This window comes from Pseudomonas silensiensis (genome assembly GCF_050434865.1).
Classification (GTDB): Bacteria; Pseudomonadota; Gammaproteobacteria; order Pseudomonadales; family Pseudomonadaceae; genus Aquipseudomonas; species Aquipseudomonas fluorescens_W.
Genome location: NZ_JBNDJH010000002.1, coordinates 373856 through 399536 on the forward strand (window position 1 = coordinate 373856; position 25681 = coordinate 399536).

Here is a 25681-nt window from a genome sequence, read left to right on the forward strand (position 1 = left end):
GCGATGATGCAGGGCTTTTTTTATTCCCAAGAACTGGTTACCGACCAGCAATGACGACCTGGTCCCGGCCGTTGTGCTTTGCCAGGTACATCGCCTCATCAGCAGCCTTGATGCTCTCGGATATCTTTCCACCCAGAACCGCAATCCCTGCACTGAACGTGCAGCTAAAAGCATTATCAGGGACGCTAGATTCCCCCGGTTCAGAGTTGAACCGAACGGATGAAAACAGATCCCGTAGCCGGTCAATGACCACCTTTGCCGCTTCAAGATCAGCTCCCGCCATGACAACCGCGAATTCCTCCCCTCCCAGCCGGCCGACATAGTCTGTCGACCTCAAGGAGTCGCTGAGGATTTCTGCGAGGGCCACGAGGACCTTGTCCCCAACCTGATGGCCGTAGGTGTCATTGACCAGTTTGAAATGGTCGATGTCGATCATGACAATCGAGTTTACCGGTACCCCGGCCTTCGCAGTCACCCTCCCGGCCGACGCCATGAACTGCCCATGGTTCAGCAGCCCAGTCAGGGGATCGCGCCGCATCCTGGTCTCGTAACTCTTCGATCGCGAGATCAGGGATTTGAGCGCCTTGATGAAGGCCCCTCGCTGAACTGGTTTCTGGACAAACCCGTCAGCCCCTTTGGCCAGCGCCATGAGTTGAGTCTCAGCGTCGTCCTCGCTGCTGAGAAAAATGATGGGCATCGTTGCTTCTCGATCTTGGCGAATAATGCTTGCCACCTGATCCCCATTGGCCCCGGGCATGTGGAAGTCGGTCACAACCAGGTCGGGCCGGAACTCCTCGATGGCATCAAGCACTTCCCTTGGGTCCTGAATTTGCTTTACCTCAAGGCCCTCTTCACGCATGTACATACACGCACGGTAACCGTCGGTGCGGGAGTCATCGAGCAACAACACCTTGAAGCCATTCAACTGGGAGTCTTTGGCACGACCTCGCACCAGGCTGCGCAAAACCTTGAGATCGGCTTCGGGTCCGAACAGCGTCACCGGCCCAAATGCCGTAGCTTGCATGCGCTGATCAAAGGTCAGGTCGACATCCGTTGCGAGGATTACAAGCAGGTCAGAGTCGTGATGGGTGGCCAGGACCGTTAACGCATCCACACCGGCCGGGTCGTCGAGCACCCCATTCCCCACCAACAGCAGGCCAGTTCGTGGAATTCGTCCCTCAAGATCGGATGCAAAGCCAAGGCTCGCATTCGGGTCCATTGTGAGGACTTTAATACCCATTGAGCCCAAGCCTTCGGCGACGAAATCCGCACGCTTCCCGTATCCGGAAAGGTAAATGACTGCTGGGCCATGATCACCGGCGCGGGCATCGCTTGCCCGCCGGCTTGCTTCCTGGAGCCTGTCCATTTGTTGATCGATACCTTCTAGGTCGTGAGTTGAGAATGATTGCGTACGCCGGACCAACCCAATCAGGTCTGTCAGCACTGCGGCAAAATCCTGATCTCGGATCTGGTTCACGTCACGCCTTGCCTTGAACACAACGGTGCGAAAGGCCTCGAACGTGAAGTGGTTTGGCCGCGGCAGTACCTGAAATCGCCAGGTGGTCTGCAGGGCCATGTTTAGCGACGAATGATTCATGCAAGGAGCCTCCAACCTTAATAGTGGCTACCGAGTGACTCATTTTTTGCCATTTGGAGGCCCAAACTGAAAATAAATCCGGCCCAGGGGTACCGGCCAAGAAAAAGCGGGCAGTTCAGGCGGTGATGAGTGCTGGTGGTGGCACGTTCTGGATGAGGTGAAATGGAGAGGACTAAAAAAGGAGACCTGTCTTGCAGGCGATCAACTTTGAAGCACTCACCAACAGCGCGGCCCTCATTCACGCCCGAAAGGTAGATCTGGACACCAAAGCAGGTATGGATTTTTGCGAATCCGTTCGCCGCCGGCAGGTGCCAGACGAGTTCGTGTCGCAGGTCTTCGAAATCATCCAGGCGATCGCCGCGGGATGGTTCGAAATTCCGCGCGGCGTCGACCTCACCTTCAGCAAAGACCAGCATGGCCGGCTGCGGCAAATGGCGTCACGCGCTCCCTGGCTGATTGAAATCCAATCAGAGGCGCGGGCGTTTGAAGAATTCCGGCTCAAATTCAAGCCCGAAGGTGGGAAATCATTTGGCGTCAAACCAATCCCTGACGTGGCAGATGAAGCGTGCTCCGTCAGCAACCGTCTCAGCCGACTGCCTTTGGAACACGCCGCGGGCGAAGTCACCGTCGATCTTTGGACCCAGATCTTGAAAGACACGCAGGCCCGGGCGCAGCAGATTCGATTTCAGATCGAATGCCTATCCTTGGATTGGATGTGGAATCCGCGGTACCCGCTGCAACAGCAGATCGATCGGCTTCGCCAGTTCGAATGCATGCACCTCCTGGCTGAGTACATCTCAGGGACCCGAAACCGCCATTTGGATCGGTTTGAGGTCAGGCTTCTGGATGCCGTCAGACATCGCCACCTCCCTGTCACTGAATACGAAGCGCGCCTTGCCACTGAGCACCAGCGAAGGAACGATGAAGCCCGCGCTTCATGGGTTACGAATTTCGAACTTATTCGACGCCTGGCCGCAATCTTGGACGGCGTAACTACGTACCACCAGGCAACGGTGAGTCGCCGCCTCAAACAGGAATCAAATGGCCAATTTCGCCTACAGCGTTCGCCCATGAACGGCGCCTTGGCTATCGAGATTCGCTACCAGTATGAGGTTGGCCACACCTACAAATTCGAGACCCCCTTCTTGCTGGTGAATTACTGCTTGGCGCTGGCTGATGAGATCGAAGGCGTGGAACCAGAGTTTGAACGCTACCTTGAGGCCTGTGACCGGGCCTACGCGCGCATCAGGAATCTGGAGCCAACAGTACAGGATGCCCCAGGACTGCCTGTAATGCGCCGTCCGGACGACATCGAGGGCGCGGCGGCCTGATGGTAACCAGGGTAGCGGCCCTACCCTACCCTTCTGTTCCAGGCAGAACAGCGCCACCGGCCGCCGCCATCTGGGGCTCGATTTCAATGTCCAAGACCGGAAATCAAGGTAGGCGCATATTCAATGACCAAAACCAGCAATGGGGGGGCAGAACGGTAACGGGATTCAGGTCCGGCCCTCGGGTTTCAATCATGGATGCAATCAGGCGCTGATCTCGGATTTCTAAGCCTGACACGCTGGCGACCAGTAGCGGTCGGCAGTTGCACAAATTTTCAGGCGGCTTCTGGCACGCTGAAAGCTGATGAGAATGGGGGAACAACTTTCAGCCATCCAGGTGATCCCCCATGACCATCAACGACTCCCATATTCGCCCAATGAATTTCACGAGCTTCGCAGTGGAACGCTGCATCCGTGTACTGGTAGACGGCAACGGCCATTTCGTTCTTCCAATCGACAGCCGGCAGGTCGAATCCATTCTGGAACCTATCGCGGCTGACATCGGTTTTGGGCCTGGCTTCGACTACAGCCTGATCGAAACGCAGATCGATGGTCAGAGCTTCGCAATGGTTGTTGAGGCGAATCGTGCGCAGGGTGCCCTGTACGTGAACGGTGATTACGGCGGCGTATGGTGGCGCGTAGTGGGCTACGAGGATGGTTTTCCAAACGATCCCTTTGTGCTGGCGACCACTGACTGTCAAGACTCGGCTCTGTGCACATGCATGAGCCTGCAACGATTGCTGGAGCCGGCACGCGTTGCCGTTCGAGTTTTGGATGGTGCCCAGATTGAAACTGTCTCCAACCGGCCAGCAGAGGTGTTGCTGCTGATCGAATCGGGAGATGACTGTGACGATGATGAGGAAAGCCAATCTGAACTCGATAGCGTTTCGCCGTGGGCAGGCCTCAAGCCAGAAGCCGCGATGGTGGTCCCGGTGAAGGTTCAGGGTCTTTGGGATGGGACCTGGTAGCTAGTCGATGGCGTGTTGCCAAATGGACATCAGTCTTAGGATTTGTGTCCGTTTTTAGGAAGGTTACAAGCCCGGCTGTTCAGATTGAGCATGATTCGTCCATTTCGCTGAGGATCGCACCGATGACGACCCCATCCGCAAATCCAACTCAATTCGTTGCAATGCGCGTCAGCACTGGCGTCAACGTCAGCGCCACGCACCCCACACTCGGCCCGCTGTACTGGCAATTCCTCAGCGGCGCGGATTGCAACTCCCCGGATTACTACACCATCACCGATGATGTCGAAGAAGAAGGCGTACTGACCTTATCGCGGACCTGGCGCGACGGCCCTCTCGCGTTCATGCACCGATCCCATATGGGCCAGATCTGGAACGACAAAGATCAGATCAGCTCCAACCTGAATGACTTTGGAGAGCCATGGGACGAGGAGACCTGCGAACTCAACGAACACGGAGACCCCATCATGATTACCACGCTCCACGGTGGGCTCCGGAGATACCAGGAGAAAAGCGGCCAGAGTGTCGACGAGTTCATCGACTGGCTTCGTAAAGCTGAATGGGTAGATACGTTAGCACCACAACGCGCCCGCTATCTGGAAGACGTGAACGAGTTCTGCGGCTTCCATCCGGTCTGGACCGGCGAGATATCCGAAGCGACTACTTTCACTGCCGAGGACGTGGAAATGGGCAAGGACTCTACGGACTGCCACGTCGCTTATGCCGCGTCAGTCGCCAGGTTCGTCCCACTCCCGGCAGCACAGTAAGCCCCTATACCAATGCGCGGAGCGAATGACTGAGGGTGTTCGCTCCGCGCTTGCATTCAGGTGCCCTAAACCGGCGAGCATTGGGCACCAACAACCGAGCATAACCAGGGCGGCACAGGGTTCGCATTCAAGCCCGATGTTCGGAACTGGAGCGGTCATGCCCACTCTCTGCTGGTACATAAATCAAAGCCAAGGTTCGGTATCCATCACCTGTCCGGCGGGCTCAATCGCCCCAACAAAAACTCTCATAAAAGTTTTTTCTGACTGCTCGTGGCACGCGTCGGCGCCGGTGAAGATGGCCACATCAACTTACCGACGAGGAACTACCCATGACCAAGACCACTATCGCTGCAAACGCAATGTCTGATGCCGCCCGCGAGGCTCTGGCCGGCTGCTCCAGTGTGCGCAACATGCATGACGTGTCCAAGAGACTGATCCAGGACAAGCAGTTGGGTCTGGACTTCGATCCGAAGCGCCACAACGCCTTCGAGATGCCTGTGGCACTGCTGCGCTGCTACATGAAGGACTCGATCCGCAAAACGTTGAACCCAGAGCAGGTGCGAGGCTTCGCGGATACCTACAAGGCCGGAGGTCACGTAGACCCGCTGGCGGTGGTCACGGAGAACGGCACCCTCCGTGTGGTGGGTGGCTTCCACCGTTATGAGGGACTTATGCTGGCGCTCTCCGAAGGAGCAACACTCAAGCAGGTACGCGTCATTCAGGTAGCTGGTGGCCGTCGCTCCGAAATCACGTATCAGCTGCTCTCCAACACCCAAGAAGCATTGGACCCACTGGAGCGCGCCAATGGTTACCGTATGCTGCTGGAAGACGGCATGAGTGTGCAGGAGATCGCTACAGAGATGCGTCGCAACGTAACGCATGTGAACTACTACCTGGAACTGAGCGCCACAGAGCCCAAGGTTCAGGAAATGATCGCATCCGGCGCGGTGAAGCCCACCACAGCGATGAAGGTAGCCCGCCAGTGCCGCAAGGAAGGCACCGACACCGCTGAGGTGCTGTCCAAGCAGCTCGCAGTGGCACACAGCAACGGTTCGGCGACGATCACGCCGAAGAGCACCAATCAGGCCTCAGCGCTGTACAGCCGCAAGGATCTGGAAAACACCCTCCCTGCCCTGTTGGCAATTGCAGAGCAGCTGGAACAGTCCCTGCCGCTCATGGGTGACATCCCGTCGGAGGTGACCGTGCAAGTAACCCTCAACGGCGACATGGCTGAACTGTTCCGCTCGCTGGCCGCCATACGCGCCGCCCACGTATCGGCCAATCAGGGTGTAAGCACTCGCGTGATGGTGGGCTAACCTCAAGGACAGTCCTTACCCCTTCAGCCCGGCCTCAGTGCCGGGTTTTTTTCATGTGGACAAGCGAAGCCCAAAAAGTCAGGAGCGGCACCAGGAATTCCGAAAGCCCCCCGTGGGTTCGCATTCAGCCCCGAAGATCGGAAAGTGACGCGGCGGTAGGCAGCGCCGGTCGATGCCCAACCCGCGAAACCAACCACACTCTGCTTTCCCATCCGAACTTAGGTGTCGGCACGGCATGGCCAAGCGACGGCCCGAAGTAAAAACGGTTGTAGGCAACGGTTCTGGCACGGCGTGCCCGGCAGGATTATGGCCACACCAACCTACTGGAGAACTCCTATGTCGACCGATCTTGTCTTTACCTATGATGGCCAAACCATTCGCAATCCGTTTCTGACCCCGGACGGTTCACACCTCGTAGATCCGGTTCGCTACTACGGCTTCGTGGAAACCCACACAGGCGGCTGGTGCGCGGCGCTTGTCCGGGATCTGGGCGACGGGCGCGTCATGCTCCTGACCGATTGCAGTGGCAATTCCACTCCTGACCTCAAGGAATGGGAATCCTCCCGTGTAGGGCTCCTGAACAAACCTGAAGGGGATCAGTGGGAAGAACTGTTGGGGGGTCTTCAGGATTACCAAGAAGGCGTGATCATTAACGTGGCTGCCGGGGATCTGCCAAAAGGAATCGCCTGCAACCCATCACTGCCGTCCTTTGCTTTTACTCATGAAGGCAAGCTGATTCAAAACCCCTTCCTGTCCCCGGATGGCACAACGCCTGTTGACCCGGTGACTTATGGCTTCCAAGTGATGGATACCGGCAGCGGCTGCACTGGCCTGTATCGCGACGTGGGAGAGGGCCGCACCATGATGCTGACTGACAACGGCGGCGCGGACACACCGGACCTTGAGGACTGGGGTTCGTCGCTTGTAGGACTCCAGAATGCCGACGGAGAAGAGTTGGCGTGTGTGGCAGCTTGCGACCTTCCAAAAGGTTGACCAGCCCCATGGGACTGGTGAAGTCGCAGCTGACTGATTCAGTCCCAGACACAGCGAGTGGCCTCATGGCCCTTCTAACGAGAGGCCGCGCCTTGGGTGACACGGAGGGCTACCCCCCAATTAGCATTTCGCGCAAATCACACGGCAGCATGGACCGCGCCCCGGCGGCTAGCACCAGCTTCATCTCCTCCGATAAGGGGATCATTTCCATCATGGACATGTCCCATTGGATGACAGCCTGGGCTATGGCGACCACCTTGTCTGGTTCGAAATCGCCGGGCAGCTCGAAAGCGTTCGAAGTGGCCGCGTTAACAACCACCACCCACGTCATTACGGCCCCGTTGATGCGGGTACCGATGAACATTTGGCAATCGACCTCGGAGGCGGGCACTCCGATTCCGTTGAGATGAAACGAAAGCTCAGTGAAAACGCGTTCCTGTTCCATGCTGCATGCTCCAGTCAGTGGGGGCTCTACCTGCAAGTACCGCGCAGGCCGGCCGGTGATGGGAAGCTTTAAGCCTAGACTAGGCTGCTGGCACACTCGGCGCCGGTAGAACATGGCCACATCAACCTACTGATGGGCCTACTCCATGACAAACCCAAATTTCGACACCACCAACGACGTGGCCGGCAACACCCGCACTCGCACGGGTGTCGTCGTCACCTCCTCGCATCCAAGCCTGGGGCCTCTGTACTGGCGTTTCGTCAGTGAGGCGAGTGTGGGCGGCCCGGACTTCTACAGCATCACCGACAGCATCGAGCAAGCGCTGCTGCTTGATGCAGGTTGGCGCAACGGCACCTCGCCCAACTACTACGGTGGCCACATCGCATTGATGCTGCGTGACAAGGACCAAATCGAGGAGATTGGCGGCTTCGACGACGAGTTTGGGGAATGGGCAGAAATCAATCTCAGTGGCCCTGTGTCGTGGCTTCGGCGCCGATCCGGGCAAACGGCAGAGGATTTCCTCGCATGGCTCAAGAAAGCCGAATGGGTTGATGTGCCCGGGCCGGCGCGGTTGGAGCAGCTGGTTGATCTCGGTTTCAGTTTCGAGTGGCAACAGGTGAGGACTGAGGCCGCTGTGCGCCCTACAGCCCAACGTGCATTGGAAGCCGGAGTGTGAGAGTGGATGCCGGTTATAGGGGGCTGGACTCAGTGGCACAAAACTTTTCCTCAAGGGCTGCTGGCACGCGCGGCGTCGGGAGAAGATTTCTCCACTGACCAACAACCACCGAGGACATCTCATGGAAATCCACAGCCTGCCCGTCATCAGCACTGCCCACCTCACCCAGGAAGTCGCCGCACTCCTGACCAAGGAAGGCAACAACAATCCATGGTGCCCGTGTGCATCGTGGGAACACGGCTTCTTCCTGCACCTGGACGAGCTGGAAGTGCGGGAGTCGGAAACCGTCACCATTCCGCAGTGCCTGTACGACATTCGCAATTGGCTGCGCGCAAAGAACCTGCGCAGCGCCCACGGGAACACCACTTCCCGTGCGGACTGGGTACGACTGGATCAAGACGCCGACGCAGTCGAGGCTCTGGCAGCCTACGACTGGTAAGCAGCACTCAGCGTGGGGCGTGACGGAGCGCCCTACCGCATCCAACAAAGGCAGGCTGTTCAGGTAAAGCGCTGTTTCGAACAGAAGTGAAGCCGGCACCCTCCCTGCAACTACAAACCCATCAGCCACTGAACGCCGTTCTGAATTTTTAGCCCTGACTTTGACTGGGTGAGGCTGGACGGCGCCGGTAGGATACTCACCATGCACGCGGGCCACCGGGCGTTTTCTGGAAGGCACGCGTCAAAGATCAGCTTCGAGAAGCAAAGGAGCCTCAATGAACGACAAATACAAACCGCTACGGGACAGTTGCGAAGAACTGCGAGCAGAAGCGCAGAAACAGGGAGCGACCAATCCTCGCTCTGCACTGATCCTTGAACTGCTGCAAGACTATGACGCCGGCATGGCCCGGGAAGCGGATCTGCGTAAGCAGCTTGTGTCCAACGCCGACGACGCGGAATTGATGGAGATCATCAACACGCGACGGATCTCCATCGAGCACGAGTACGAAGGGCCAACCATTGCGGCCGTCTGGGGTGACGAACCCGAAGCCATCGCCAGTGCCGAAGGTCGGACAGCACAAGAAGCCATCCGCGCGGCCGTCGCCCTGGCCGATGCCAAGGAAGCATCTGAATGAGTGCCCAGGTGCGCGCTACGGGCGTAGAAAGTCCCAGCCGAGCGTTCCCATGGGAATCAAACGGGATCACGTTCAGAACTCGTGGGGAGTTTGAGCAGATTGTGGAGCGGTTTGTCACGTCAGGGTCGCCAGTGCACGTGGCCGCGGCGAGAACGCTGGTCAATGAAGCCGTCGCCAACTACAAGCTGACCAAAGACCAATACAACGACCTCAAAGCACGTCTGCAATTTTGATGTTGCCCGGAGCACTCTTTGTCATGGATCAAAACCCAATGATCAACCTTCCCCGCGAGCCCGTAGAGAGCCTTCTGAATAATCCCCCGGGACATCCTGACGCGGTGAAAGCTCGGGAGGACCTGGTGGCCCACCTCTCCATGGCCGAGCAGCTCTCCGCCGCGGAGCCGAGTGACGCAATCCCGAGTGAAACCGCCTTGCGTCGGGCCATGCTCTACCTGAAAAACCGCGACACCGGTTGCAACGAGGTGAAGACGTTGCTTCACCTGGTGATGAGCGCGCAGCGCCAGCGCCGGTCCATCACCGGCCACGTATCCGCGTACACGCCGGGTATGAATCTGGTGGAGGTTCGTTTACCAAAATCGGAACCGATTCCTGCGTGGCTGGAACTCGGAGAGAAAATCAGCCTGGTCGAGATCCCAGCACCGGAGGTCAACGATGAGCAATAACGGACTACCACCGATAACGCACGAACAGATCGAAGCCTTGCGTGAACGCTACACCACCACACCATTGCCACCCTGCCGGGTCTGTGGAGCCCCTCTGACGGTCGCCAGCATGGGTGGCGGTAAAGCGCCCGAATACGCCTGTAGCAACGCCACAGACGCCAATGGCAAGACGGATCTCGAACATTACGGCCAGAGCAAGCATACGCACTACGGCACCGGTGACAGTGACGTAATCGCAGCGCTCGATGCGCTTAGTGCTATGGCTGATCTGTTCAAGCTCGGCGAGCCGGCGGCCTGGACGAATGACACCGTACTCAAATGGCTCAGGCTCCCGAACAGCGGATATGCGCAGGTTTCCGCGCGGCAAGCTGGCCAGACTGAAAACGTCCCGTTGTTTCTCGCGCCCGGGCCGCCGCCGGGCTGGAAGCTTGTACCGATAAAACCCACGCCGGAGATGGTCAAGGCAGTTGATGGCGAGGCTGAGGACAAGGACCTTGCGCGTGGCCGGGCTGTGAGCGCCTGGGGCCTGATGCTCGACGCAGCGCCAGCGACGAGCACCACCAACACGAGCGATCGTGGCCATTGCCCACACTGCGGCGTGTGCCATACCTCCGATGAAACCTGCATTCAGGCACTTCAACGACTGTTGTTGGTGACGAACAAGGCCAATCCCGGTCCGGGTGAGCGTGCCATTGCCGAGTACGTGGCCAACCTCAAGGAGCACTTGGAGCCCAAAGAAAAATGTCCGGGATGCTTCGGCAGTAACGAGCCATCCGATCAGGTCGATTGCAAAGATAGCCCCTGCATGATCGGGCGAGACTTTCACCGACCGCCACTGAAAGAGGTCATTCAGCAGATTGAATCGCTACTGACGACCGTGGCAGAGGCCGGCGGTGAAGTAGCAGTGGGTACATTTGATCCCGAAGCGGCGGGCTGTATCCGCTGGAAGGACGGAATTGTCCGGGGCGATTTCAATGAGGGCGACCCCATCTACTGCCACACCAGCGTGAAGAAGGCATCCGTCCCAACGCACCGCTGAACCCGAATGTGACAACACAGCCTCGCAAATTGTGGGGCTTTGTCGGTACCAGAGATTGGAAACGATTGGCTAACAGGAGAGCGCTGATGACGGATGCACCGGCAGATGTACAAAGCCTTAAGGTGGAAATGGCAGGCATGGGCCATGGATCGAGCGGGCTGGCGGACAAGTTGATTGACGACATCCTCCTCAAGCAGAGCCGAATCGGCCACAAATTGAATTGCATCATGATCAAGCCACGGTCCCAAACCAAAGGCTACAAAAAACCAACGCCCTGGCCAACGAAGTGAGGATCACTCCATGACAACCGAAATCGTAATGGTCGAGGTGCCAGCCAGAGGACTCTCTCGAGCGGCGCTTGACTGGGCGGTGGCAGTGGCTGAGGGACTGAAACCGGCTCTCACTCCACCAAATTATGGCGATGGCGAGAGCCTGGTTTACATCGTCGACACAGACCCGCTTTACCGACCATCCACCGACTGGAGCCAAGGCGGACCGCTGCGCGATAAGTACCGCGTTGCCGTGTACGAGGTGGATGGAGGGAATGTAGCTGCGACACTGCGCGGGGAAAGCCCAACATTCTGGATTGACGAGGGAAGTTCGGATGCAGACGCGACAGGGCGGACAGCCCTAATCGCTATCTGTCGCGCCATCGTCGTTTCCAAGCTTGGCGACACAGTCAGCGTTCCAGCCTGCCTGGTGAGTTTGCCTGGCCCCGGCACGAGTGAAGGCCGTCCGTCTGTTGAGAGCTGAACCCGGGGTTCCAAATTAATAGGGGTCGAACACCATGATGACGTTTTTAAACTTGTTGGTTCTTTTCTTCACCGCGGTCATGGCCGGCAGGAAGCTCGCGGCAAGGGGTTACCGTATTCGCGGACTGACCGCTTTCACAGTGTTGTTGGGGGCGTACCTGCTGTTGTGGTTCCACGTCTGGCTTGTCGGCGGGCTCTTGCTGGCAGCTGCGACGTGGTTTGTTCTGCACAGCATCAACCTTCCACTGCGCGACGTCCTGCCAGCCAATAAAGACAGCGCGAACTAACCCGTCACCCTCCCCCCACCTCAGATAGCCTGGGATTCCAGGCTGAAGCAACGCGGGGATCGTCACTGAATGAACGGAGCGGCCACTCGGAAGCTCCCGTTCCCACCATCGCTTTGAACCGTGTCGCGGGTTCGCATTCATCCCCAAAGCTTAGGTGCAAAGCATCAATCAAGATTCCAACTCGCCAATCCGGAAACTTCGAGCGCTCAAATCGGAAATAACGATTCGCGCAAAAGGTCGCTCCGCCGCGAAAATCATTTCTAAATGAGTGGGTAGTGGCACGCCCGCCGGCGCCGGAAAATTCCTCCCATCAAATAGACATCTCCCCGCGGCGGGTTAAGGAATCAAAATGGCCAAGCTATCCAAGGTTGCGGCGAAGCTGCACTCACAGGCTCTCGACCTCGTTTACTCCGACAAGCACCTGCGCCTGGAGGATCGCCATTTCATCTTGAATAACTTCCACGAATCAGCCACGAACATGAATGGCTTGGCCGGCGCGTTCTTCACCCCAGAGGGACTGGCAAACGATGTCAGTGTCGAGGTTCCGGACTGCAAGTCGATGATTGATCTGTGCGCAGGCATCGGTCGACTGGCGTTTGCGTCGCGAGAGCGTGCTGAGCGCATCGTCTGTGTCGAGTTGAACCCCGAGTACGCGGAGGTCGGCAAGCGCGTCTTACCGGAGGCAGAGTGGATCATCAGCGACGTGTTCACCCTCGGAGATCTGGGGCGCTTCGATGTGGCCATCTCCAACCCGCCATTTGGGGCAGTGAAGACAGGCACCGCATTCAACGGGCAATACACCGGCGCGAGCTTCGAATACAAGCTCATCGAGGTGGCCAGCAAAATCGCTAAGTACGGTGTCTTCATCGTCCCGCAGTCTTCCGCGCCGTTCCGATACTCAGGAGAGCGGGCCTACCGCGAGGAGGTCACGCAGGAGTGCCAAAAATTCATGACCCAGTCCGGCATAGTGCTCGGCCACAATTGCGGTTTGGACACGTCGGCCTACCTGAACGAGTGGCATGGCGTGAGCCCTGTGTGCGAGATCGTCCTGTGTGACTTCGCTGGATGCCAAACTGAGGAAGTGCGGGTGCTTGAGCAGGCCCCCGTCGTGACACCTGCCCCCGTGGCTGAGTCCGCTCCGGTGGTTGAGTCCGCTCCGGTGGTTGAGTCCGCCCCGGTAACTAGCACGGTAACAAAGCGAGCACCGGCGAAAGTGGTCCACAGTCCCTCGCCATCGCACCCTCAGCTTTCCCTGTTCGATGCAGCCTAGCCGCAAGGCACAAACGAAATCGATAGCGCAGCAGCATGGTCACCGGACTGGCGCGCGGTCGAATTTCTGACCGAACGGCCTTTGGCGAGAACTGAAATTCCAGGGCATGTTTTGGGTACGGCGTCCGGAATGAAGCAGTTAAGCTTTTTCCATCAGTGACAAAGGACCCGAGCGATGACGCTACTCACCGTTGACGACGTGTTGCAGGACGAGCAGTTCTGCTTTGATTTCATCCTAAAAAGCCCACAGCATTCGATGGTACTCACAGTCATTCATGAGGCCATCAAGCAGCTGAACGATCAGCTACGGCAGGCTATCCAGGCGAACGACGTCAACAGACAGCGAATCCTCGATACAAAGGGCAAATTTCTCTATCGAGCGGCAGCGGATCGGCTCGCCATCTACCAGGAGCGTGAGTTTGTTGATGCCCTGAAATGGGCGCTTGGAGATGAGGCCTATCAGGCGGTTAAGGAGCGCCAGCTAGAGGCTATTAAGGAATCGATGGCGAAACGTCGTCTCGAGTTTGACTTCACGAAATCAGCATTTGAGCAGTCATGGTGGGAATCCAAAATCTTGGGCACCCGGCCTGATTGGGTCAAAGGGCGATTCAACATGAACATTGCTGTTCATTGCGCGCTGAGTGCGTGCCGAAAGCCGGTGCTTGAGCTGGACCTGGCGCTGACCGACGCCTATGCAAATGGCCGAGTGGATGAATGCTGGAGCTTGAGTTTGAAGCTGGACGAAGCGCGGAGAAACGTCGCCTTTCTGACCTTAGTCATCTTCGATACTGATGCATACCAGATTACAAAATCGCTGTATGGGCAAGACACCCCTTACGAGATTCTGGCCTACCTCAATACCTACTCGCGACTCCCGCACTTGCGGAAGATCCAGCAGCGATGCAGTGGCAGCCGAAATATTGGGCGCTCTATGCTGGCCAGCGTAAAAGACGAGTTGACTCAGGTGTTCCAGGAGCAAATAGCCCGGCACGCTGCATAGATCATCACTGGCTTCTGGCACGCTCAAACCCGCAGGACACTTCCCTTCGAACCAACATCGAAGGGAAACCCCACACCATGTCGCCATCGCTGAACATCCAAAGCACCGCCGGCCAGCAACTGACCCTGGTACCCGTGCCAATGAAATTCCTGCCTCGCTCCGATCCCAAAGCTTGGGGCTCATTCATCACCGACCGGGCCGAACTGGACATCCAGCCTGAAGCGCTGACCCAGATCCAGTCGTTCATGGACGCCAACGACACCGACGCGGTGACCGATGGCCACCACTTCTACACCGTCAATGCCGGACTGGTGCACTGCGCGCCGGAGCGGATCACCGACAGCGTGCGCTATGAGCTGCGCATCAACGGCGAGAACTTCCTGAGCGGCGATTCAAGTATTCGCATCGTTTTCCGCAACCTCAATGGCGCGAATTTTGAACACCCCAGTCCGGGCCGATTGTTCACGCATGCTGAATATCTGGAAATGATGGAGCGTGAATTCACCTTTCAGGCGGCGGGGGCGGTACTGACCTACCACGTCGCCGGCAATGACACTGCCCTCCTCACCCATACCTTCCCAACAGCCGAGGCTGTCCTTCAATGAGCGACAACACACAGATCGAGTGGACGGACGCGACGTGGAACCCCATCCGCGGGTGCTCGCGAGTGTCAGACGGTTGCCGTCACTGCTATGCCGAGGGCCAGGCCGCTCGGATCATTCGAATGGAGCGTGGCCGCGGCGTTGCGGAGGGTGAAGGCTCCTACGATGGCTTGCTGGCCAAAGGTGGCCAATGGAACGGTCAAATCAAGGTTGTGCCCGCTGTGATGGATCAGCCATTGCGTTGGAGCAAACCCCGGGCGATCTTCGTGAACTCCATGTCGGACCTATTCCACGAGAACGTGAGCGACGACGTCATCGACCGTATTTTCGCGATCATGGCCCAGGCCTCACAGCACACGTTCCAAATCCTGACGAAGCGCCCAGAGCGGATGCTGAAGTACATGCAGGGCCTGCAAGCCGCTGCCGACTCATGGGCACCCAAGACGATGGAGGGCATGTTCACGCCAACGCAGGTTCTGAACATCCGCTATCTATCACGCAAGTTGGGTGCGTCCGGATTCCGGGCACCGTGGCCATTGCCGAACGTCTGGATCGGCGTCAGCGTTGAGAACCAGGACGCGGCCAACGAGCGCATCCCGTTGCTGCTGGAAACCCCAGCGGCAGTTCGGTGGTTGAGCATGGAACCACTTCTCGGGCCAGTCGATGTCAGCGCCTGGCTGGGTACCGGCATTGACTGGGTCGTTGCCGGCGGCGAATCGGGACCACAGGCCCGGCCGATGCACCCACAGTGGCCCCGGCTGATCCGCGACCAGTGCGCGGCGGCGAATGTACCGTTCCTGATGAAGCAGTGGGGAGAGTGGGTCACGCCTGAAGATGCGCCAACCGAAGGGCTGATCTTCAACAGCGCCACACGGCAAGCGATCGTGGCACCAGACGGAACGGCCCGCGATGCCGTCCAGGGCGACGCACCGGTCACCGGTGAACGCCTCATGTCTCGCCTCGGAAAACGGGTGACTGGCCGCCTGATCGATGGCGCGCTGCACGACAACTACCCAGCGCCAGCAGCCGCCCCCTAAGCACAAGCGTAAAGCGGACACGGAGCCCATGTTTCTGTCCGCTTTACGCCCGCCCACCTGAGTCACCACCCTCGCCCACACTTCACGATTCCGACCATCTCGCCCGATTGCAGGTAAACGCATCGCTTGAAAAACCAGGTCGGTTTTTGAGTACGAGCCCGGTTGTGCGCCAGAGATAATGCTGGACGGAACGATGCACCAGGTCGAGTTCATCGAAGGCTGGTTACCGATTCCGGCGCAAGAAGCAGCCCGGGGCGTAACGACACTGGTACCGGGAATAAACCAGCGCTGGAGGGTGCTGGCACACAGCGCAGGCGGCGACCATTACCAGCCTCGACACATCACCCAACTGAATACACGGAGATCCAATGACTGAAACTGACCAGGGCACGAAGCAAGCCCCAGCGCCGACCAAGCTTGGCCATATTCGGCTTCCAATCGAGCCAACTCCTGAAATGATCTCGGCGGCGTGGAAATACGGGAATGAACTGACCAAGGAAGCGCCGGACCCGGTGCGTGCCTACCGCGCAATGGTTCTGGTTGGTATCGGGCAAGCTGACCAAGCGCCAGACATTGTGTCGGGAAGTGTGCTGGTGTCCCTTGGCACCTCAATGGCCAATCTTGCACGCCGGCACCTGCAAGAGCATGGGCAGGACACCAACGTCGCCCGCCGCCTCGATCTGGCTATCCGAAACTGGGAATGTCTCGTGGGTAGTCGTGGTTTGGATGACGCCGACAGCGGCCTGGCAGTTCTGGAAGGCAAGCTACTGAGCACAGAACAGTCGCTGGTCAAGCAAAATGCCGAGGTCGACGAACTGCGCGCTCAACTGCTGGAACAGCAAACCCATCTCAACGAAGCAACTCGCCTGCTGGAGCAGTCGGTAGACGCTGAAAGCGTGGACCTGGTCGAGCGGATCAAAGCACTGCCGCCGGTGCCGGTACCGAACATCGAGCCTGTGGAATGGTATGACGTGGTGGATCTACCCGCGTACGAGCCCGGCGCGCAATACCTGATACTGGCAGCGGATCAGCACCACCCCTGCACCGAGGTCAACCGCCTGCAGCCGGACAACAAGCGCTGGTTCCGAGGCGACCTCACTGGCGAATTGTTCACGCTTGATGACATCGAGGCCTGGCGGCCGCTCAAGGAACACCAGCCACCGACCGGGTGGGTTCCCTGCACGCCAGAGTGGTTGAAGTGCGGTGGCGACTGTGCAAATGCCCCGCGCTGGTTCGACGGCAAAATCGGTAACCACTTTCATCCAAAAATCTGACAATGGTGACCGGGGTTGAATCCCAATGATCGGAATCACATTCCGGTAGAATTCGACCCCTGTCGATCGGTGGCATTTACATCACGCATCGCGCGCCCAGGTGCCTCGCATGCTGACGGAGAAATTATTTGAAATTGAAAAGCCTGAGCTTCCCCCACCGCGACGCTGAGTTTTGGGTTTCCGTTGGGTTAGTTTCCGTTGTCGTCGTCATTTTTGTCTCTGCATTCACTTTGTATAACCAGGGCATCCTCAAGTTTGACACTCCGGCCGAGCTCACCGGCGCAGAGCGTTTGACGGAACTTGAGCGACGACTTGATTCAGTAGAAAGCCAACTCGCGACCGAGAAACTCGCGAATAGCCTTTCCAAGATCACCGGCGCGTCGAAAAGGGCCGAGTGCGGCAAAGCCGTGATGTCTTTCGCGGCGGACAACAAACCCGTTCCCGAAAGCATCAGCCGCGAATGCGTGATCCCGTGGGAAGAATTGAACAAAGACACCACTCCCCAGACCACGCAGGAACAAGCGGACGAGTTCATGGCAAAGGTCTTGCCTACCATGGCGGCTCTTGCCCCCAAGGCCAAAAAGGCCGCTTGTGAAATGTTCATCCAGTCGTACCAGCAAGAGAACCTGAAGACGCCGCCGGCGATGAACGCTGAGTGCGGACTGTAGCGACAGTCCAGCTGGCTGTCGCTTGATCACTCAACACGAACGGAACTGGAAAATGAAATGCTGAACACACGCACAGCCCTGGTAATGACATTCATTGGCGGCCCGGTACTCGGTATCGCGCTGGGCCTGGTTTTCAGCACCTATGTGGTGCAGCCGGAAATTTCTGCTCAGACGGTAGGACAACCGAAGCTCACCAATGCTGAAATCGATGACAACTTGAAGCGGGACAAGGACGTAGCAGAGTCCTTTGCGCTGTATACCGACAAAGGGAAAAATCTCGCCTGTGATGCCTACGTCAAAGGCCTCAAGGAACAGCAGCTCACGGTTTCTCAGGTGATCGCAGAAGCCTGCAACCTGTAGTCGTACGCCCAAGCTAACGCCAACCATCAGCCCGCCGTCTCGCGGGCTTTTTTGTGCCAGCGGAACCAATCTTCACGCTCTCCAACCGGGGATAAGGATCAAAAGCGGCATTTCAGGAGAAGCGTGCTGGGAGTATGCGGCCGTCGCGCGGTGTTCATCTCTGGATCATCGGAAAATCGACGGGGGTTTTGGATGGCAGGCCTTGGGCCGGGTTGGTAACGTCGCCAGCACCAACGAATTGTCAAATTCATACCCTGACCCCGGATCTGAAAAATGGAATCAGCAACCCTAAAGGATCAAGCCGCGATCCGCCTACTTCGCACCATTGCGCTCAGGACTTGGGGTGTGGCGCGGATCTTCTTGATCTACGTGGTGGGACTGTTTGCGCTGAGTGGGCTGGCTGATCTGGTGCTGATCTGGAAGGACCTACCGCCGGTGAAGGCGATCTTCTTCCCGCACGAAACCCATGCTTGCCTGGCGGTGGCAATCGTCTGGGTCGCCTGGAAGATCCGCAGCCACCTTCTGGTCCGAGCGTTGAGGGTAACCACCATCACCACACACCCACAGAGCAAGTCGACGCATGGCTGAACAGCACATGTCGATCTGGACGGTCTATGAGAGACCTATCGAGTACCCGACCCAGTTCATTGCACGGCGCTGGCTGGCAACTTTGCCGCCGACGCCGACAAGCGACGTATTGGTTGCCGATGATCTGAACTCATTGCGCAAGCTGCTGGCCCCAGGCTGTACTGCATCCCCGCATCCCCACACGACGCCCCCATCCATAGTTGAAACTTGGATTTGACTGCGTCGAGCGGAAAGTGAGGCGATTAGGGGCGCGAAGCGCGTTTACATCGAAAGGACGGCTTTCACTTCGGCGATAGCTGCGATGGCCTGATTGCGAGCAATACCCAGTGCCTCCGATGGGAAGTCGCCGATGCCTGTGGAGTCAACGGTTCCTTCGTGTTCCAGCAGCGACTCCAGAGCCAGCAGAAGCAAATCGCGCTGGGCCGTTATGCGCTGCACCTCGACGTTAGCTTTGTCGAGTTCACTCATTTCTGTTTCGTTCTGGCTCATCAGGTCACCTCTAACGGTCAAGGGCGTTCGCTACGTTTATTGATGGAGTCAATGTTCGCTTTGAAATATTCGAGGCAAGCATCGAATCCTTGGCTTAGCAGCCCGGCATAGCCAGCCCGGTGGTCGCCGTTGAGGATGTAGAAAGCCTGCATCTGGCCAAAGACCAAAGCCGTCGTTACGTCCCCAAACAGGGACGGGGCCGTGTCATGGTCGTTGAAGCTGACGTAGAAGCCATCGGCGTTCATCACAGCGTTGGGCACCATCAGGGGTACTGTCACCCCGGAGGAGAGAGTCATTAGATGGCAGGTTGGCATGCTGGCTTCCTTATTTAATTCGGTGTGGGGTCATCGCCCCAACGGTGTCTGGAATCTGTTTCCATCTTCCGGCCACCTGGTGCGTGCCACCACCAGCATTGCCAACATTTTTATGCAGCGTTCGCTTCCAATATCAATCGAAGTATTTGGCCGAGTCAGCGGTCAGAGTGATCTGAGCATGCACATCACCAGGAACGAAGCCGATCACAAGCCCCTTTTCTTGCAAGTTGGTCAGCACCTTTTCTGCCTTCACCACCGACAGATCATTGAGCTGGCAAATTTCGGCTACGGTCAAAGTCCTATAGGCGGTATTGCAGGTGCAACCAGGGCGCTCGTTCAGCGCTGGGCAGCCGACTTTATGCACTGTCCTGTCTTTTGCTACCGCTGTAGTCACTGCCGGTACGGGCTGTTCGTTATTCATGATTTTCCCTTGTTGAGCCGCGCCCGTTACAGGCGGGGTAATCAACCCCAAGCGAACGCCGGCATCGCATACCAGCAAAATGTCATCGTCGTAACCCCACGGGTTCTCAAAGCCGTTGTCCATCTTCGGCTGAAAATAGCCGTAGCGCATGGTCTTTCCGGTCAAGATATGCTTCCCAACGGACCCGAGCAGGCTTTTCAGCGTCCCGCCGTGGGAGAACCCATCCCAGTAACCTTCCCTAGACACGTTAAGCCGGGCGCTGGTGAAGTCGTCGTGAAACCAGACGATGGTGCTTCGTTCGTTCATGGTCAGGTAGCCATCATGGCCAGAACCAGTGTTGCGAAAAAAGTTACGGCCACAGTTGGCAATAACCTGTAGGAATTCATTGGCGTTGATACAACGCTGCTGACGCAGCTGGCTCAGGGTCGGCTTCTTTGTAGGCGCGGCCTTCGTGGTTGTGGTCATGATGTTCCATTCCTAGATGTTTTCAGCGACTCGCAACGCCGCCTTTATGGTGCAGCGCCGGGCTGCCGTGCTGATGTCCATCTTCCGGACACCTGGTGCGTGCCACCACCGGCATTACAAGATTTTTTGTAACCCGCGCGGGGGCCTGGTAGATGTCCATGTCTCGCAAATCGCCAGCGTGCGAACCACGATGGGCACTTCAGCGGATAGCTAGGAGTTGAGGTTTCCTCTTAGGCTCCATTTCGAATGATTGGAACTTATGTAACGCCCGAGCCGGGTGAGGACAGCGCATTACCACCCATGTCTGTTTTCCTGTTCGGTCCCTCTCCCACGGGCTTAGCCCGCACAACGGCGGGATTGGTGGTACAGCGACATTTCCTTCAACTCTACGATTCAGTTCTGGCTCTCGAACTTCTGGCTGACTGAGGCCATAAAATTGGCCAAGGCAATCAGAATGCCATCGTGCGACCGCTTAACCTTTGGTGGGACTCCATCACGGAGAGGAAAGGACATACCTATCTCCACCACCACTACCAGGCGTCATCGATGATATCGAGTTCGATTGGTAGGCCGGTGCAGGAAGCTGCCCGCTCAAGATCATCCTCAATTTGGGAACCCAAAATCCGGACGGCTGCCTGGCCGCCATTAGATTCAAGATCGGCCTCAACGGTGACATGGAATCCTGTCTTGCCTTTCTGAAACTCTCGCAGCATAGAGGTCATCAATTCCTGACTGATTGCCTGGCCAGACACTTCAATAAAGGGTCTGAGCAAGCCTTTTTTTCTGAACTTTGGCTTCAGATAGACAGATTCCAATTTGGCATGTAAATGAACTGAGCTTTCCAAGTGGAAGCCACTGACAGAAACATCACAAAGCCCAACCAGGTCGAAATCGTTCCAAAGCTCATAGCATCTGACGTCGCTAAAGTTCCCTGGGGACAAGCCGCCAGATTTAGCAGACCGCTTTGGGAACATTGCACGCTTCTGATCCTCGGTTGCGATCCCGTAGCTGATGAGAATCCTGTATTCACCCGTCAACAACAACGATTCGTGAATACCCCAGTTCAGATATCGCGGGGGCTGATCGATATCTGCAATTTCGACACAATCATCGTCAAAATCGTTTTCGTCTACCTGACCACTTGTCCCAATGATTGCAGCATCTACGGCCGTCTCATCAATCGTCGCCATCGGGTCACTTCCTCGGTATTTAGGCCTAGTCATCTTAGCCTGAGTCTACTCAATGCTGGGCCGTCAGGCTGGGGCCTGGCTCGCTGAATGCCTGAATCGCCTGATCCAACTTCGGACGCTGGCACTCCGAAACCACAGAGAGGCTCGCGAACGACCGGGCGGCATTCAATCCCCAAATGAGGTTTTCTACAACGAGGAAAATTATGGCCTCGGTGCGGTAATTGAAACGTTGAGATGCCTTTGCTACTGAGAGGGCTAGGTCAGCCCCCGGAGATTCTGGCACGCGTAGCCGCAGTGGCTCTGGCACGCCATAGTCGGATGCATCCTGGCACCCAGGTATTAAGTGCTTGGCTATTCGTGTTTTGGATTTAGTGCCTGGGAAGTGATGTCGCCAGCGAGCGAGGCGCACACGCGGTATAGGTAGGGGGTTTCACCGACCTGCTGGATCTTACCCGACAACAGCAGCTCATCAACCTTTCGTGCCGCACGGTTGTAGCCCCAGGTGCAAAGGCGTTGGACTTTACTGATGCCGAACTTCGGTACCAACGCCAGAGACCGAAGCAACTGCTCATCCGTCTCAGTGGTGGTCTTTGCTGATAATTCAGCGACCAATTTTTCCCGCACTTCAATCAGCGCAACACCAAGCAGGTTTTGACCTTTCCATTGCCGAGGATCAAGGACTCGCGGGTCATGCTCCGCAAGGCCAACTCCCCAAATGCGATCATACGGGCTCGCCTCCACCAATACGGTGTCGCCAGTATCCAAAAGGGCTTTACGCAGAACTTCATTCTGAGAGAACTTTGCGTAGCAGCCATGAGCAACAATTCGAGCCCGGCGTGAGCACCATACGGCATCGTCATAACCGGCTACGCTGCGACCGAGGGCCTTCTGATCACGGGGATGAGTTGCGGCCATGATTGCGTTCGCCGTCGATTCGTCGCCAAAGAGCTTCGCCTTGCAATACATCATGAATTGCTCAACGCAGTTGAAACGCACACCTTTAACCTCAAATTCCGATATGAACCAGTTTGAAAACTGATCTCGTTCAGAGAAGAAAAATGTCATGTTCCCTTTGGTGTGCATCGGTCACTCCTTGGTAGTTGCTTTCATTCGCCGGCGGTTGCGGCAGGATTTGATGCCCATCTTCCGGACAGCTGATGCGTGCCACCACCGGCATTGCAAGATTTTTGTACGATCACTTCGCTGGCTATGCTAAGCGCAGCCGTTAGGCGTCTTCGACTTCCACAAACTGGCTCACAAAAGCGTCAACCTTGGCAGTCAGTTTACGGTGGTCACTTTCCACCTCGGTGAGGCGCTTCTGGTAGTAGCAAATGCACTCTACGAAGGCATCCTGTGGCGTTTTTGCCCGCATACTTAGATTCATGCCGCGAGTCTTGTCATACAGCCAAAATCCGTCACTGCACTCCGAGAGCGTTAGAGTCTCTGTGAGTTCGGTGCTGTTAATTTGTTTGCCCATACGGGTTTTCCTTGGTGGTTGCTGTCATTCGCCTGCGGTTGCTGCAGGATCTGATGTCCATCTTGCGGACACCTAATGCGTGCCACCACCGGCATAACAAACATTTTTTTGCTCGGCGCGCGGCGGCCTGGCAGACGCCCCCTAAACCAAAAATCGGCAGCGCTGGGACACAGGAAAGAGCTGGCACTTCAGCGTAATGCGGCATTGGAGTTTTCCACCGCGATTCCAAACCTTGGAACTCGTTTGGGGAACAGGCACCACCGGCTGGGGATCTCGAATTCTTCCGACTTAAGGCCGCTGGCCATTCCCCCCCTCACGATTCCAAAGCTTGGAACTCGTTAGGGAACAGCCATCACCAGCCAGGATACGTTCCGGATGTTCAGTTCTGGAGTGTTGGCACCGTCCGGGCGTGATCGCCGCTCGGTAGCCAAAGGATGCAGCTCATACTTCATCCTAGGTCCAGAATCGTGACGCAAACCTCCTTAATTTTCTTCCACCTAAGCTTCTGGCACGCCCGCTCAGCCCTCATTCTTTAATCACTTTCTAGCCACCAACCAACATCCCAAGGCTGACGACATGACCACCTTCTATGTTTACTTCAACGGCACCTGCATCGATCAACTGGAAAACAGCACCGCTCGCAAGGCCCGCAACCACGTCAACCGCACCTGCAAGAACCCAGAGCAGTGTGTGGTTGTAGACGCGGGCTCAGACCTCGCGGCGGCCATCGCCCTCTCCAAAAAGGTGCATGTTGTAGACCCAGCCTTTGAAGCTGAAGTAGCTGAAGTGCTGAGCGACGAGCAGTTGACCGCAGCGGCGCGTCGGCGCAGCGGTGAAACCGTCTGCTTTAGCAACAAGAACGCTGGGGAATTCCATGGCGTTAGCGTACTGACCACTGACCTTCAATGGATAGACCTGCTGGATGGCGCATCCAAGGAGGAAGCCCGAGAATTCATGCGCAACTTCAATGGCCGGCCGGAGCACGTTGTTCCCAAAGTCATCAAGACGAAGATCGGGATTGTTGCCGACTTCAACCAGTCACTCGGTATGGTTCAGATCACTTCTCGCGCTGGCTACGAAAAGCGCTTTGTGGACGCTGGCGCGGCTCAGAAATTCATCGACACCTATGGCGATGCCGGTTACGGCCTGACCGTAGCTGACTGCGAGATCGTCGATTTCAACTATTCGCTGTTCTCTGAGTAAGGGGCGGAAAATGGGACTCTCCAACGCCAAATTGACGCGCAAGCACATTGAAAAACTGGAGCGTGATAAGGCGCGGCTCCTCGCCACGCTGCGCGAGGTGGTCGATTACTGCGGGGGTTCAGACCTTCCCAAAAGCCACCCACTGGGCGCGGCGCATGCCTGTCTCAGGGACTTTGAACGCCGCGATCCAATCAGCGACCCCGAAAGTTCGGAAGAATAAGAACCAGCCATGGGGAATCAAGCTCGCTGAATGCAGGCTTCTGGCACTCTCCATCCGGCGTGACGATGGGCGCTCTAAACATCCGGAGCGCCAGCAATGACTTGGATCATCAACACCCACCCCGACGTTCGACCCGCCACATTCGGCAGTCAAGACCTGCCCTGCCTGCTCGATAGCGGAACGATACCTGTCCTATTGGGGGACAGCTGCGCGGCCAACTACTGGCTGCTTGATGAGCACGGGAATCGCCCGAACGCCTACGTGATCCTTTCGCTGTACCGCCAACAGGGCTCGCCGGTGCACGCCGTCCACCTGACCGTCTACAACGGCGGGCTCTATGCCATCGACTACCTCAACAACGCGCCTGAAGACGTCCACACGGTGAAAGACTTGCTGGAGCAGATGCAGGGCGAGATTCATCATGCCAAGGTGGCCGCCGAGCATCTTCCAACCCTGAGAGCGGAAATGAAGGCAGTGGTCAACCGCATCAACAGCGAGATCACCGCCGACACCGGCCGGGCCGGCTACGAGAAGATGTGCTATCTGTTCGGTTTGAAACCGAAGTCAGATGAGCAACTCCTTGCCAACGGTATCTCGCCCTACGGCATGCTTAACCCGCTTGTGTTCCCTGACTGGACCCGTGATGAGGTCTACCAGAGCTCGATCGACACCGCGCGCTGTACCCTACTGTTCCTCGAGCAGGGCCTGCACGTCGAAGGCGACGCACGGTGTAGCTGCGAATACTGCTCGGACCTCCTGAACGGATAGGCACGGGCAGGCGGCCTACAGTCAGGGTTGGTTTCCGATCCTGACAATCAATGGCTGAGCGTACCGCGCTCTCGAAGGCGGCTTTGGTGCACCCGGTTTCGGTACCCGGCCACTTAAACGACACCCTCCCGCAGCCGAGCGTCGTACTGTTGCCAGATCTGTTCTTCAATGAACTCGGCATATCGGTCGGCCATCTCGGCACAGCCATTTCGGCCCAGGTCCGAGGGTTCACCCTGTTCGTCGAAAACGATGCCGGACAGGACCTGAAATTCCAACTCGCGATAGCCTTCAGCATCCCAATCACTGCTCCAAGCTGATGGGCTGGCCTCGGCAACAAGCATGCTGGTGACCTCGCACTGAAGCACGCAGGCCTCCGCCTCGATCGTCACCTCATACACTTTCACCCTCCCGGCTGC

Annotated in this window: 35 protein-coding genes; 26 read left to right on the forward strand and 9 right to left on the reverse strand. The window is 57.2% G+C overall.

From position 1 onward, the window contains the following. Positions 1–37 precede the first annotated feature (37 nt). Positions 38–1597, reverse strand: a complete 1560-nt coding sequence (locus tag QF010_RS04275; protein ID WP_429381028.1) for a GGDEF domain-containing protein — start codon at positions 1595–1597, stop codon at positions 38–40. Between the two features lie 191 nt (positions 1598–1788). Here QF010_RS04275 and QF010_RS04280 point away from each other — a divergent pair, with 191 nt between their 5' ends. The 5 genes from QF010_RS04280 to QF010_RS04300 all read left to right on the forward strand — a co-directional run bounded on the left by QF010_RS04280 (position 1789) and on the right by QF010_RS04300 (position 6966). Next, positions 1789–2928, forward strand: coding sequence for a hypothetical protein (locus QF010_RS04280; protein WP_429381026.1), 1140 nt, complete (start codon positions 1789–1791; stop codon positions 2926–2928). A gap of 344 nt (positions 2929–3272) precedes the next feature. Further along, positions 3273–3893 carry a hypothetical protein gene (locus QF010_RS04285; RefSeq protein WP_429381024.1) on the forward strand — a complete coding sequence of 207 codons (621 nt, stop codon included), beginning with the start codon at positions 3273–3275 and terminating at the stop codon, positions 3891–3893. Between the two features lie 122 nt (positions 3894–4015). Further along, a complete protein-coding gene (locus QF010_RS04290; protein ID WP_429381022.1) occupies positions 4016–4657 on the forward strand; it encodes a hypothetical protein in 642 nt (213 codons plus the stop codon). 329 nt (positions 4658–4986) lie between these two features. Beyond that, positions 4987–5973: a ParB/RepB/Spo0J family partition protein gene (locus QF010_RS04295; RefSeq protein ID WP_429381020.1), complete on the forward strand. Its 987-nt coding sequence runs from the start codon at positions 4987–4989 to the stop codon at positions 5971–5973. 336 nt (positions 5974–6309) lie between these two features. Then, positions 6310–6966, forward strand: a complete 657-nt coding sequence (locus QF010_RS04300; RefSeq protein ID WP_429381018.1) for a hypothetical protein — start codon at positions 6310–6312, stop codon at positions 6964–6966. A 109-nt stretch (positions 6967–7075) separates the two neighbouring features. On the opposite strand, the gene QF010_RS04305 is transcribed toward QF010_RS04300, so the two are convergent. Next, on the reverse strand, positions 7076–7411 hold the full coding sequence (locus tag QF010_RS04305; protein ID WP_429381016.1) for a hypothetical protein: 336 nt from the start codon (positions 7409–7411) through the stop codon (positions 7076–7078). Positions 7412–7556: 145 nt separating this feature from the next. On the opposite strand from QF010_RS04305, the gene QF010_RS04310 reads away from it, so the two are divergent. From QF010_RS04310 to QF010_RS04395, 18 genes are all read left to right on the forward strand, one after another. Continuing rightward, complete coding sequence (locus tag QF010_RS04310; RefSeq protein ID WP_429381014.1) at positions 7557–8087, forward strand: hypothetical protein; 531 nt, start codon at positions 7557–7559, stop codon at positions 8085–8087. A 121-nt stretch (positions 8088–8208) separates the two neighbouring features. After that, on the forward strand, positions 8209–8526 hold the full coding sequence (locus QF010_RS04315; RefSeq protein WP_429381012.1) for a DUF5983 family protein: 318 nt from the start codon (positions 8209–8211) through the stop codon (positions 8524–8526). A 274-nt stretch (positions 8527–8800) separates the two neighbouring features. Beyond that, positions 8801–9160, forward strand: a complete 360-nt coding sequence (locus tag QF010_RS04320; RefSeq protein WP_429381010.1) for a hypothetical protein — start codon at positions 8801–8803, stop codon at positions 9158–9160. Continuing rightward, entirely contained in the window at positions 9157–9393 is a 237-nt protein-coding gene (locus tag QF010_RS04325) for a hypothetical protein (RefSeq protein ID WP_429381009.1), read from the forward strand. The genes QF010_RS04320 and QF010_RS04325 overlap by 4 nt, the downstream gene beginning before the upstream one ends. Before the next feature lie 38 nt (positions 9394–9431). Next, positions 9432–9842 carry a hypothetical protein gene (locus QF010_RS04330; RefSeq protein ID WP_429381008.1) on the forward strand — a complete coding sequence of 137 codons (411 nt, stop codon included), beginning with the start codon at positions 9432–9434 and terminating at the stop codon, positions 9840–9842. Beyond that, entirely contained in the window at positions 9832–10881 is a 1050-nt protein-coding gene (locus QF010_RS04335; RefSeq protein WP_429381007.1) for a hypothetical protein, read from the forward strand. Before QF010_RS04330 ends, QF010_RS04335 begins: the two co-directional genes overlap by 11 nt. 86 nt (positions 10882–10967) lie before the next feature. Further along, positions 10968–11171 (forward strand): hypothetical protein, encoded by a 204-nt coding sequence (locus tag QF010_RS04340; RefSeq protein ID WP_429381005.1) that lies wholly within the window; start codon positions 10968–10970, stop codon positions 11169–11171. A 10-nt stretch (positions 11172–11181) separates the two neighbouring features. Further along, on the forward strand, positions 11182–11634 hold the full coding sequence (locus QF010_RS04345; RefSeq protein WP_429381003.1) for a phage protein NinX family protein: 453 nt from the start codon (positions 11182–11184) through the stop codon (positions 11632–11634). 34 nt (positions 11635–11668) lie between these two features. Next, positions 11669–11920 carry a hypothetical protein gene (locus QF010_RS04350; protein ID WP_429381001.1) on the forward strand — a complete coding sequence of 84 codons (252 nt, stop codon included), beginning with the start codon at positions 11669–11671 and terminating at the stop codon, positions 11918–11920. Between the two features lie 349 nt (positions 11921–12269). Then, positions 12270–13190: a class I SAM-dependent methyltransferase gene (locus tag QF010_RS04355; RefSeq protein WP_429380999.1), complete on the forward strand. Its 921-nt coding sequence runs from the start codon at positions 12270–12272 to the stop codon at positions 13188–13190. A gap of 174 nt (positions 13191–13364) precedes the next feature. Continuing rightward, positions 13365–14189 carry a hypothetical protein gene (locus QF010_RS04360; protein ID WP_429380997.1) on the forward strand — a complete coding sequence of 275 codons (825 nt, stop codon included), beginning with the start codon at positions 13365–13367 and terminating at the stop codon, positions 14187–14189. A 77-nt stretch (positions 14190–14266) separates the two neighbouring features. Next, a complete protein-coding gene (locus QF010_RS04365; protein ID WP_429380995.1) occupies positions 14267–14794 on the forward strand; it encodes a DUF7688 family protein in 528 nt (175 codons plus the stop codon). Continuing rightward, the gene (locus tag QF010_RS04370; protein WP_429380993.1) at positions 14791–15828 is read left to right on the forward strand and encodes a DUF5131 family protein; all 1038 of its coding nucleotides are present in this window, start codon (positions 14791–14793) and stop codon (positions 15826–15828) included. The genes QF010_RS04365 and QF010_RS04370 overlap by 4 nt, the downstream gene beginning before the upstream one ends. 193 nt (positions 15829–16021) lie before the next feature. Further along, a complete protein-coding gene (locus QF010_RS04375; protein ID WP_429532493.1) occupies positions 16022–16204 on the forward strand; it encodes a hypothetical protein in 183 nt (60 codons plus the stop codon). Further along, positions 16197–17102: a hypothetical protein gene (locus QF010_RS04380; RefSeq protein ID WP_429380991.1), complete on the forward strand. Its 906-nt coding sequence runs from the start codon at positions 16197–16199 to the stop codon at positions 17100–17102. Before QF010_RS04375 ends, QF010_RS04380 begins: the two co-directional genes overlap by 8 nt. 128 nt (positions 17103–17230) lie before the next feature. Next, the gene (locus QF010_RS04385; RefSeq protein ID WP_429380989.1) at positions 17231–17770 is read left to right on the forward strand and encodes a hypothetical protein; all 540 of its coding nucleotides are present in this window, start codon (positions 17231–17233) and stop codon (positions 17768–17770) included. A gap of 57 nt (positions 17771–17827) precedes the next feature. Beyond that, positions 17828–18130 (forward strand): hypothetical protein, encoded by a 303-nt coding sequence (locus QF010_RS04390; protein ID WP_429380987.1) that lies wholly within the window; start codon positions 17828–17830, stop codon positions 18128–18130. A gap of 273 nt (positions 18131–18403) precedes the next feature. Then, the gene (locus QF010_RS04395; protein ID WP_429380985.1) at positions 18404–18718 is read left to right on the forward strand and encodes a hypothetical protein; all 315 of its coding nucleotides are present in this window, start codon (positions 18404–18406) and stop codon (positions 18716–18718) included. A 261-nt stretch (positions 18719–18979) separates the two neighbouring features. Here the strand turns inward: QF010_RS04395 and QF010_RS04400 are convergent, their stop codons facing one another. From QF010_RS04400 to QF010_RS04425, 6 genes are all read right to left on the reverse strand, one after another. Then, positions 18980–19207 carry a hypothetical protein gene (locus QF010_RS04400; RefSeq protein ID WP_429380983.1) on the reverse strand — a complete coding sequence of 76 codons (228 nt, stop codon included), beginning with the start codon at positions 19205–19207 and terminating at the stop codon, positions 18980–18982. Positions 19208–19224: 17 nt separating this feature from the next. Beyond that, positions 19225–19521 carry a hypothetical protein gene (locus QF010_RS04405; protein WP_429380981.1) on the reverse strand — a complete coding sequence of 99 codons (297 nt, stop codon included), beginning with the start codon at positions 19519–19521 and terminating at the stop codon, positions 19225–19227. Between the two features lie 133 nt (positions 19522–19654). After that, positions 19655–20407 (reverse strand): hypothetical protein, encoded by a 753-nt coding sequence (locus QF010_RS04410; RefSeq protein ID WP_429380979.1) that lies wholly within the window; start codon positions 20405–20407, stop codon positions 19655–19657. A gap of 530 nt (positions 20408–20937) precedes the next feature. Further along, positions 20938–21597, reverse strand: a complete 660-nt coding sequence (locus QF010_RS04415; protein WP_429380977.1) for a hypothetical protein — start codon at positions 21595–21597, stop codon at positions 20938–20940. A 351-nt stretch (positions 21598–21948) separates the two neighbouring features. Further along, the gene (ybiA, locus tag QF010_RS04420) at positions 21949–22680 is read right to left on the reverse strand and encodes a riboflavin biosynthesis intermediates N-glycosidase (protein WP_429380975.1); all 732 of its coding nucleotides are present in this window, start codon (positions 22678–22680) and stop codon (positions 21949–21951) included. Positions 22681–22822: 142 nt separating this feature from the next. Continuing rightward, complete coding sequence (locus tag QF010_RS04425) at positions 22823–23074, reverse strand: hypothetical protein (protein ID WP_429380973.1); 252 nt, start codon at positions 23072–23074, stop codon at positions 22823–22825. 576 nt (positions 23075–23650) lie between these two features. On the opposite strand from QF010_RS04425, the gene QF010_RS04430 reads away from it, so the two are divergent. From QF010_RS04430 to QF010_RS04440, 3 genes are all read left to right on the forward strand, one after another. Further along, on the forward strand, positions 23651–24277 hold the full coding sequence (locus QF010_RS04430) for a hypothetical protein (RefSeq protein WP_429380971.1): 627 nt from the start codon (positions 23651–23653) through the stop codon (positions 24275–24277). 10 nt (positions 24278–24287) lie between these two features. Further along, positions 24288–24497: a hypothetical protein gene (locus QF010_RS04435; protein ID WP_429380969.1), complete on the forward strand. Its 210-nt coding sequence runs from the start codon at positions 24288–24290 to the stop codon at positions 24495–24497. 96 nt (positions 24498–24593) lie between these two features. After that, positions 24594–25265, forward strand: a complete 672-nt coding sequence (locus tag QF010_RS04440) for a hypothetical protein (protein WP_429380967.1) — start codon at positions 24594–24596, stop codon at positions 25263–25265. A gap of 113 nt (positions 25266–25378) precedes the next feature. Here QF010_RS04440 and QF010_RS04445 read toward each other — a convergent pair whose 3' ends face one another. Further along, positions 25379–25663: a hypothetical protein gene (locus tag QF010_RS04445; RefSeq protein WP_429380965.1), complete on the reverse strand. Its 285-nt coding sequence runs from the start codon at positions 25661–25663 to the stop codon at positions 25379–25381. Positions 25664–25681 lie beyond the last annotated feature (18 nt).

Excerpts from the sequence above, each read along its gene's own strand:
- QF010_RS04275 (WP_429381028.1), bottom strand. The coding sequence starts at position 1,597 with ATGAATCATTCGTCGCTAAACATGGCCCTGCAGACCACCTGGCGATTT.
- QF010_RS04285 (WP_429381024.1), top strand. The coding sequence starts at position 3,273 with ATGACCATCAACGACTCCCATATTCGCCCAATGAATTTCACGAGCTTC.
- QF010_RS04290 (WP_429381022.1), top strand. The coding sequence starts at position 4,016 with ATGACGACCCCATCCGCAAATCCAACTCAATTCGTTGCAATGCGCGTC.
- QF010_RS04295 (WP_429381020.1), top strand. The coding sequence starts at position 4,987 with ATGACCAAGACCACTATCGCTGCAAACGCAATGTCTGATGCCGCCCGC.
- QF010_RS04300 (WP_429381018.1), top strand. The coding sequence starts at position 6,310 with ATGTCGACCGATCTTGTCTTTACCTATGATGGCCAAACCATTCGCAAT.
- QF010_RS04305 (WP_429381016.1), bottom strand. The coding sequence starts at position 7,411 with ATGGAACAGGAACGCGTTTTCACTGAGCTTTCGTTTCATCTCAACGGA.
- QF010_RS04310 (WP_429381014.1), top strand. The coding sequence starts at position 7,557 with ATGACAAACCCAAATTTCGACACCACCAACGACGTGGCCGGCAACACC.
- QF010_RS04315 (WP_429381012.1), top strand. The coding sequence starts at position 8,209 with ATGGAAATCCACAGCCTGCCCGTCATCAGCACTGCCCACCTCACCCAG.
- QF010_RS04320 (WP_429381010.1), top strand. The coding sequence starts at position 8,801 with ATGAACGACAAATACAAACCGCTACGGGACAGTTGCGAAGAACTGCGA.
- QF010_RS04325 (WP_429381009.1), top strand. The coding sequence starts at position 9,157 with ATGAGTGCCCAGGTGCGCGCTACGGGCGTAGAAAGTCCCAGCCGAGCG.
- QF010_RS04330 (WP_429381008.1), top strand. The coding sequence starts at position 9,432 with ATGATCAACCTTCCCCGCGAGCCCGTAGAGAGCCTTCTGAATAATCCC.
- QF010_RS04335 (WP_429381007.1), top strand. The coding sequence starts at position 9,832 with ATGAGCAATAACGGACTACCACCGATAACGCACGAACAGATCGAAGCC.
- QF010_RS04340 (WP_429381005.1), top strand. The coding sequence starts at position 10,968 with ATGACGGATGCACCGGCAGATGTACAAAGCCTTAAGGTGGAAATGGCA.
- QF010_RS04345 (WP_429381003.1), top strand. The coding sequence starts at position 11,182 with ATGACAACCGAAATCGTAATGGTCGAGGTGCCAGCCAGAGGACTCTCT.
- QF010_RS04350 (WP_429381001.1), top strand. The coding sequence starts at position 11,669 with ATGATGACGTTTTTAAACTTGTTGGTTCTTTTCTTCACCGCGGTCATG.
- QF010_RS04355 (WP_429380999.1), top strand. The coding sequence starts at position 12,270 with ATGGCCAAGCTATCCAAGGTTGCGGCGAAGCTGCACTCACAGGCTCTC.
- QF010_RS04360 (WP_429380997.1), top strand. The coding sequence starts at position 13,365 with ATGACGCTACTCACCGTTGACGACGTGTTGCAGGACGAGCAGTTCTGC.
- QF010_RS04365 (WP_429380995.1), top strand. The coding sequence starts at position 14,267 with ATGTCGCCATCGCTGAACATCCAAAGCACCGCCGGCCAGCAACTGACC.
- QF010_RS04370 (WP_429380993.1), top strand. The coding sequence starts at position 14,791 with ATGAGCGACAACACACAGATCGAGTGGACGGACGCGACGTGGAACCCC.
- QF010_RS04375 (WP_429532493.1), top strand. The coding sequence starts at position 16,022 with ATGCACCAGGTCGAGTTCATCGAAGGCTGGTTACCGATTCCGGCGCAA.
- QF010_RS04380 (WP_429380991.1), top strand. The coding sequence starts at position 16,197 with ATGACTGAAACTGACCAGGGCACGAAGCAAGCCCCAGCGCCGACCAAG.
- QF010_RS04390 (WP_429380987.1), top strand. The coding sequence starts at position 17,828 with ATGCTGAACACACGCACAGCCCTGGTAATGACATTCATTGGCGGCCCG.
- QF010_RS04395 (WP_429380985.1), top strand. The coding sequence starts at position 18,404 with ATGGAATCAGCAACCCTAAAGGATCAAGCCGCGATCCGCCTACTTCGC.
- QF010_RS04400 (WP_429380983.1), bottom strand. The coding sequence starts at position 19,207 with ATGAGCCAGAACGAAACAGAAATGAGTGAACTCGACAAAGCTAACGTC.
- QF010_RS04405 (WP_429380981.1), bottom strand. The coding sequence starts at position 19,521 with ATGCCAACCTGCCATCTAATGACTCTCTCCTCCGGGGTGACAGTACCC.
- QF010_RS04410 (WP_429380979.1), bottom strand. The coding sequence starts at position 20,407 with ATGACCACAACCACGAAGGCCGCGCCTACAAAGAAGCCGACCCTGAGC.
- QF010_RS04415 (WP_429380977.1), bottom strand. The coding sequence starts at position 21,597 with ATGGCGACGATTGATGAGACGGCCGTAGATGCTGCAATCATTGGGACA.
- ybiA (WP_429380975.1), bottom strand. The coding sequence starts at position 22,680 with ATGCACACCAAAGGGAACATGACATTTTTCTTCTCTGAACGAGATCAG.
- QF010_RS04425 (WP_429380973.1), bottom strand. The coding sequence starts at position 23,074 with ATGGGCAAACAAATTAACAGCACCGAACTCACAGAGACTCTAACGCTC.
- QF010_RS04430 (WP_429380971.1), top strand. The coding sequence starts at position 23,651 with ATGACCACCTTCTATGTTTACTTCAACGGCACCTGCATCGATCAACTG.
- QF010_RS04435 (WP_429380969.1), top strand. The coding sequence starts at position 24,288 with ATGGGACTCTCCAACGCCAAATTGACGCGCAAGCACATTGAAAAACTG.
- QF010_RS04440 (WP_429380967.1), top strand. The coding sequence starts at position 24,594 with ATGACTTGGATCATCAACACCCACCCCGACGTTCGACCCGCCACATTC.